The organism is Pseudomonas sp. HP_01 (assembly GCF_055284355.1).
This window is the reverse complement of the sequence record NZ_JBTOPV010000059.1, coordinates 1-6,125: the sequence shown is the minus strand read 5'-3', so window position 1 is coordinate 6,125 and position 6,125 is coordinate 1. Positions and strand designations below refer to the sequence as shown.

8 protein-coding genes are annotated in these 6,125 nt (G+C 60.3%); 3 read left to right on the top strand and 5 right to left on the bottom strand.

Annotated elements, in window-relative coordinates:
* Positions 1-100: 100 nt before the first annotated feature.
* Positions 101-466, bottom strand: coding sequence for a glutathione S-transferase N-terminal domain-containing protein (locus ACYAR8_RS22750; protein ID WP_463581132.1), 366 nt, complete (start codon positions 464-466; stop codon positions 101-103).
* A gap of 79 nt (positions 467-545) precedes the next feature.
* Positions 546-1,091 (bottom strand): GTP cyclohydrolase I FolE, encoded by a 546-nt coding sequence (gene folE / locus ACYAR8_RS22745; RefSeq protein ID WP_463581131.1) that lies wholly within the window; start codon positions 1,089-1,091, stop codon positions 546-548.
* Positions 1,092-1,326: 235 nt separating this feature from the next.
* On the opposite strand from folE, the gene ACYAR8_RS22740 reads away from it, so the two are divergent.
* Positions 1,327-1,521 carry a hypothetical protein gene (locus ACYAR8_RS22740; RefSeq protein WP_463581130.1) on the top strand — a complete coding sequence of 65 codons (195 nt, stop codon included), beginning with the start codon at positions 1,327-1,329 and terminating at the stop codon, positions 1,519-1,521.
* Positions 1,522-1,814: 293 nt separating this feature from the next.
* Entirely contained in the window at positions 1,815-1,937 is a 123-nt protein-coding gene (locus ACYAR8_RS22735; protein WP_463581129.1) for a hypothetical protein, read from the top strand.
* A gap of 169 nt (positions 1,938-2,106) precedes the next feature.
* On the opposite strand, the gene ACYAR8_RS22730 is transcribed toward ACYAR8_RS22735, so the two are convergent.
* The 3 genes from ACYAR8_RS22730 to ACYAR8_RS22720 form a co-directional block, all read right to left on the bottom strand.
* Entirely contained in the window at positions 2,107-2,667 is a 561-nt protein-coding gene (locus ACYAR8_RS22730; protein ID WP_065989376.1) for a Smr/MutS family protein, read from the bottom strand.
* A gap of 106 nt (positions 2,668-2,773) precedes the next feature.
* Positions 2,774-3,094 carry a hypothetical protein gene (locus ACYAR8_RS22725; protein WP_074892806.1) on the bottom strand — a complete coding sequence of 107 codons (321 nt, stop codon included), beginning with the start codon at positions 3,092-3,094 and terminating at the stop codon, positions 2,774-2,776.
* A 233-nt stretch (positions 3,095-3,327) separates the two neighbouring features.
* A complete protein-coding gene (locus tag ACYAR8_RS22720) occupies positions 3,328-3,951 on the bottom strand; it encodes a cysteine hydrolase family protein (protein WP_074892807.1) in 624 nt (207 codons plus the stop codon).
* A gap of 253 nt (positions 3,952-4,204) precedes the next feature.
* Between ACYAR8_RS22720 and prmB the strand changes: the two genes are divergently transcribed.
* A complete protein-coding gene (gene prmB / locus ACYAR8_RS22715) occupies positions 4,205-5,113 on the top strand; it encodes a 50S ribosomal protein L3 N(5)-glutamine methyltransferase (RefSeq protein WP_074892808.1) in 909 nt (302 codons plus the stop codon).
* Positions 5,114-6,125 lie beyond the last annotated feature (1,012 nt).

Below are 6,125 nucleotides of genomic sequence, written 5' to 3'. Positions count from 1 at the left end.
CCGTTTGCAGCGCGCTGGCCCGATATTGGGGTGTAACTGGCGCGTGTATGTCGCAGCTTATATTTTACGCGGCAAAGCCCGCTCCTACAGGTGATGTGATTCACACTGAGGCGAACCGCTTCTCCAGGTAATCAACGATCACTTTGGATTCATACATCCACACCGTCTGGCCTTCTTCCTCGATCCGCAGGCAAGGCACCTTGATCCGGCCGCCGCCGCTGAGCAGCGCCTGACGGTCCGGTTCGTTGTTCTTTGCGTCACGAAGGGGCACCGGCACGTTCAAGCGACGCAGCGCCCGGCGGGTTTTCACGCAAAACGGGCAGGCGTGGAACTGATACAGCGTCAGCGCTTTCGCCGACGCCTCGACGGCAGCCTGGGCTTCGGGAGAACGCTTCTTCTTGCTCGGCCGGGTCAGAAAATCGCCCGCGATCACGAGCTGGCCGAGACCGACTCTCACTGCTTTCATCAACACGCTAAAACCTCACTCGGCGGCACGAACCGCCAGACAGCCGCAGCCAGATGCTGCGGCCTTCAGGACGCCGGGATCACTTGATCAGGCTCAGAAATTCGATGCGGGTCGCGGCGTTTTCGCGGAATTCACCCAACATCACCGAGGTGATCATCGACGAATTCTGCTTCTCGACGCCGCGCATCATCATGCACATGTGCTTGGCTTCGATGACCACCGCCACGCCCAGCGCGCCGGTGACCTGTTGAATGGCTTCGGCGATCTGGCGGCTGAGGTTTTCCTGGATCTGCAGACGACGGGCGTACATGTCGACGATGCGCGCGACCTTCGACAGGCCCAGCACTTTGCCGCTCGGGATGTAGGCGACGTGGGCCTTGCCGATGAAGGGCAGCAGATGGTGTTCGCAGAGCGAATACAGCTCGATGTCCTTGACCACCACCATTTCGCTGTTGTCGGAGCTGAACAGCGCGCCGTTGGTGACTTCTTCGAGGGTTTGCTCATAGCCGCGGCAAAGGTACTGCATGGCTTTGGCTGCGCGTTTCGGGGTGTCGCGCAGGCCTTCGCGGGAGACGTCTTCGCCGAGTTGACCGAGGATGGCGGTGTAGTTCTGTTCCAGAGTCACAGGGGTGTGTTCCGTGTGGGTTCAAAAAACGCAGGGTTGCGGGCCTGCAAAGGCGCACATAGTAGCGTAGCTGGACGCGCAGGGGTACGGCAGGCGGCCGAGACGCCTGCGGCATGGCGCCGCCGTGGCAGTGTCAGTTGACCTTTACCCAACCTTTACCGAGGGGATATGTCGGAATTTGTCGGCGTGATGTCTGAAGTAACGGGTGACAGATGCCCGGATGAAGAGAGTGCTTATGATGCTTAACCGAATCGCGAAAATCGCACTGGTGATTGCCCTGGCGTCGTCGGTTTCGGGGTGTTTTTTCGGACCGGGTTGGGGTCGCCACGGCGGTGGCTGGCACGAACACCGTTACTACGACGGTGGCCCATACGATGGCGGGCGGGGTGGTTATGGCCCTGGACCCGGACCGGGTTACTACCGCCGCTGATTGTTACTGAACATTTGAGCGCACCAAGCACAGGCCGCGACGGGAACACCCATCCCTCGCGGCCTTTTTGTGGATGGCTTCGTATCGGGTTCGGTACCTGATCGGTACCAAACCACGACGCGGATTCACAGGCGCGCACTGTCTGAAGCAGCAGGTGATGAATACCTGTGGTCAAGCCCGCTTTGAGAGAGAAATCGAAATGTTGAGTCGTATAGCGAAAGTCGCGATGGTGATCGCGGTGATGTCAGCCATCTCCGGATGCTGGCCATTCTGGGGCCCGGGCGGGGGAGGCCATGGCGGTCACGGAGGCGGTGGCGGCGGTGGTCAATATGAAGGCGGCGGCCCTGGTGGCGGCGGTGGCGGTGGTCCAGGTCCTCGTTGATGTGATGGCGCTCTTCAATCGGCTGGACAGCTGATTGAATGAACGCTGCAGAATCCGTAGGAGCCGGCTTGCTGGCGAACGCGTTGGGTCAGTCGATATTTGCGTTTCTGATTCACCGCGTTCGCCAGCAAGCCGGCTCCTGCAGGGGGAATTCGCTCGGGCAAGCCACCCACGGCAACCTGAGCACAACGGCAAGGCCTGCCTTACTCGTCACGCCCCTCCATCATGGTCCGCTTGAGGATCACATACACCGCGCCCGCGCCGCCATGCTTGGCGATGCACGACGCAAATCCCAATACCTGCTGATGCTGACGCAACCAAGTATTGACGTGGCTCTTGATCATCGGCCGCTTGCCATCCAGCCGCACGGCCTTGCCGTGGGTGATGCGCACGCAACGCACTTCAAGTTTTGCCGCCTCGGCCAGGAATTCCCACATCGTCTCGCGCGCCATTTCGACGCTCATGCCGTGCAGGTCCAGGCTGCCTTCAAAACTGATCTGCCCCAGCTTGAGCTTGCGCATCTGGCCTTCCTGCACCCCGTCACGGGCCCAGTACAGCGTGTCCTCGGGGCCTACATCGATCACGAACTGGTCTGACAAACCATCAACGGTGATCGTCGCGTCGGAGCGCACGGTGGCGGCCTGACGCAATTTGGCCAGGTTCTTACGGTCGGTTTTGGGTTTTCCTACGTCCGCATGTTCAGTCTTGATCGGCTTTACGCCGCGAATCTCGCTTCTGAACAGGGAAAAATCGTCGTCTTGCATGGTGGTCTCCGCGAAGGGGGCCAGTTTAACCGCGTCACGCCAGAATCGGCGCGACTATCGATGATTAAGACGATCGATGATTAAACGGCAGCGGATGACGCGAAGGTCAGTCGTGTTTCTTCATCAGATGGGGAGACATATTGAGTTCACCGGCACGACGACGGCGGCGGCGACTGCGGCGCCAGAACCAGACGCCGACATACAGCATCAGCAAACCGACAATCACCGTCACCACGGCGCCCGCCGGACTGGCGTTGAGTTCGCCCAGCGCGACCGGGTTGCCGATCAAACTGGCCACGCCGGCCATTGCCAGCAGTACGCCAGCGGTGGCCAGAACGGCCGAAAACGCAGCAATAATGCGCATCCGCCAGCTGCCCTGGCCCTTGGGGCGCAGGCGACGGGCATCAAAACCATCGGATATCTTCATTCCGATTTCCTCTATAGGTATCGGCGCTCTGACCAGCACAGGGTGGGGGGGTTCCCGCCTGGCCAGGTTTCAGGGGCATCACGGGTCGATAACGGATAGGCGGTCAGGTGAACAAGATCACCTTGCCTGAAGACTGCATTTGTACGCCTTTTCTACAGGAACTGCCGGAAAATGATCCGCGCGAGGGGCATGCGCAGTCAGCTCGGTCGCAACAGCTCCTGTGGAGCGAGGAATCAGATCAGGTTTTCAGTCAGCGCCAGTTTGGCGAAGTTGTCGTTCATGATTGCCATCTCCGCCTGCTGCACCAGCTCGGCTTTGATCACGCCGCTCGGGGTCGGCAGGTCGCGGGTGGCGCAGGCGTCTTCAACCAGCGTGCAGCGAAACCCGTAATCCTTGGCCGCGCGCACGGTGGTGCTGACGCTGGAGTGGCTCATGAACCCGCAGACCACGAGGTCCAGACGGCCACGGCTTTCCAGCAGGCTGTGCAGGGTGGTGCGGTCGTCGGTGGAGACCGTGCCATTCAGCGCATTCGGCAGGCGTTTTTCGATGATGATTTCGTCACCCTGAGGCTGCAATTCGGGGACGAATTGCCCACGTTCGCCTTGGGGGTCGAACATGCCGCCGACGGTGCCCAGATGGCGCACGTGAATGATCGGCGACTTCGCTGCACGCGCCGCGGCAACCAGTTTGACGATGTTATTGATGGCGTCCTGAACGCCGGTCAGGGCCAGGGGGCCGCTGAGGTATTCCTTCTGCGCATCGATGATGATCAGGGTGGCATTACTCAATGTCGCCGCTGCGTATTCGCGGCCACTGAGTTGAAACATGGTCTTTGGACCAGTGTTTGAAACAGACATCGGGGGGCTCCTTCGAGTGGGGCTTTTGCCACATTGTCCACTGGCAGAGCGATTCTGTGAATCGCCATGCTCACAGACCTCGCTTTTTTGCCGGGCTTCAAGCCGTCGAGCAGGTCGCGGTTGCTGTCATAGTGCCTGCAAAACGAGTCAAAGACTGCGGAAAGTTTTGCGCATGGCCGCCGCGCCCGGTGCGGGATCGTTTGTTGCGTGGATGGCTGATAGAATCGCCCGTCGTTTTTTCAAGGAGTCTGCCGTGATCACTTCCCGCCTGCGCACCCTGCGCGATCATATCCGTTGGGCTGTCAGCCGTTTCCACGGGGAAGACCTGTTTTTCGGTCATGGCACCGACAACGCGTGGGACGAGGCTCGCCAATTGGTGCTCGGCGCACTGCACCTGCCGTGGGAAATCGCCGACAGTTACCTGGACTGCAACCTTGAAGAAGAAGAGCTGGTTGCGGTTCAACACCTGATCAAGCGACGTATCGAGGAACGCGTGCCCACCGCGTATCTGCTGGGTGAAGCCTGGTTCTGCGGGATGTCATTCATCGTCGACGAGCGCGTGCTGATTCCGCGCTCGCCCATCGGTGAACTGATCGAACAGCGTTTCACGCCCTGGCTGGCCAGCGATCCGGCACGCATTCTCGACCTCTGCACCGGCTCCGGCTGCATCGGCATCGCCTGCGCCGACGTGTTCCCCGACGCTGAAGTGGTGTTGGCCGATCTGTCGTTCGAGGCGCTGGAAGTGGCGAATCAGAACATCGAGCGCCATGGCGTGGATCAGCGCGTGTACACCGTGCAGGGCGATGGTTTCGACGGTCTGCCGGGTCAGCGTTTTGACCTGATCGTGTCCAACCCGCCGTACGTCGATGCCGAAGATTTCGCCGACATGCCCGACGAATACCAGCACGAACCGGAGTTGGCGCTAGCCTGCGGTGACGATGGATTGAATCTGGTGCGGCGCATGCTGGCCCAGGCTGCGGACCATCTGAACGAAAAGGGCTTGTTGATCGTGGAAGTCGGCAACAGCCAGGTTCACGTCGAAGCGCTGTACCCGGAAGTGGATTTCGCCTGGCTGGAGTTCGAGCGTGGCGGCCACGGCGTGTTCATGCTGACGGCAGAGCAGTGCCGCAATCATCAAGACGTCTTTGCAGCGCGGATCTAATCAGATAATCGGCGGGCCTCTTCCCGGCTAAAGCCGGTCCCACTATGGATACGCGGTCAAACAGTGGGACCGGCTTCAGCCGGGAAAGCGTCGGTCGTCACACCGCAATTCTGATGGCGAGCACACGGGCCTCTTCCCGGCTAAAGCCGGTCCTACTATGGATACGCGGTCAAACAGTGGGACCGGCTTCAGCCGGGAAGGCGTCGGTCGTCACACCGCAATTCTGATGGCGAGCACACCGGCCTCTTCCCGGCTAAAGCCGGTCCCACTATGGATACGCGGTCAAACAGTGAGACTGGCTTTGGCCAGGAAAGCGTCGGTCGTCACACCGCAATTCTGATGGCGAGCGCACCGGCCTCTTCCCGGCTAAAGCCGGCCCCACTATGGATACGCGGTCAAACAGTGAGACTGGCTTTAGCCGGGAAGGCGTCGGTCGTCACACCTCAAATCTGATGGCGAACGCACGGGCCTCTTCCCGGCTAAAGCCGGTCCCACTATGGATACGCGGTCAAACAGTGGGACTGGCTTTAGCCAGGAAGGCGTCGGTCGTTACACCGCGGTGCTGATGGCGAACACACCGGCCTCTTCCCGGCTAAAGCCGGCCCCACTATGGATACGCGGTCAAATAGTGGGACCGGCTTCAGCCGGGAAGGCGTCGGCATTCACACCGCACATCTGATGACGAGCAGACGGGCCTCTTCCCGGCTAAAGCCGGTCCTACTATGGATACGCGGTCAAACAGTGGGACTGGCTTTAGCCAGGAAGGCGTCGGTCGTTACACCCTAAATCTGATTTCGAACACACGGGCCTCTTCCCGGCTAAAGCCAGTCCCACTATGGATACGCGGTCAAACAGTGAGACTGGCTTTAGCCAGGAAGGCGTCGGTCGTCACACCGCAATTCTGATGGCGAACATACCGGCCTCTTCCCGGCTAAAGCCGGTCCCACTATGGATACGCGGTCAAACAGTGGGACCGGCTTCAGCCGGGAAGGCGTCGGTCGTCACACCGCAC

Excerpts from the sequence above, each read along its gene's own strand:
- ACYAR8_RS22750 (WP_463581132.1), bottom strand. The coding sequence starts at position 466 with ATGAAAGCAGTGAGAGTCGGTCTCGGCCAGCTCGTGATCGCGGGCGAT.
- ACYAR8_RS22740 (WP_463581130.1), top strand. The coding sequence starts at position 1,327 with ATGATGCTTAACCGAATCGCGAAAATCGCACTGGTGATTGCCCTGGCG.
- ACYAR8_RS22735 (WP_463581129.1), top strand. The coding sequence starts at position 1,815 with ATGGCGGTCACGGAGGCGGTGGCGGCGGTGGTCAATATGAAGGCGGCG.
- ACYAR8_RS22730 (WP_065989376.1), bottom strand. The coding sequence starts at position 2,667 with ATGCAAGACGACGATTTTTCCCTGTTCAGAAGCGAGATTCGCGGCGTA.
- ACYAR8_RS22725 (WP_074892806.1), bottom strand. The coding sequence starts at position 3,094 with ATGAAGATATCCGATGGTTTTGATGCCCGTCGCCTGCGCCCCAAGGGC.
- ACYAR8_RS22720 (WP_074892807.1), bottom strand. The coding sequence starts at position 3,951 with ATGTCTGTTTCAAACACTGGTCCAAAGACCATGTTTCAACTCAGTGGC.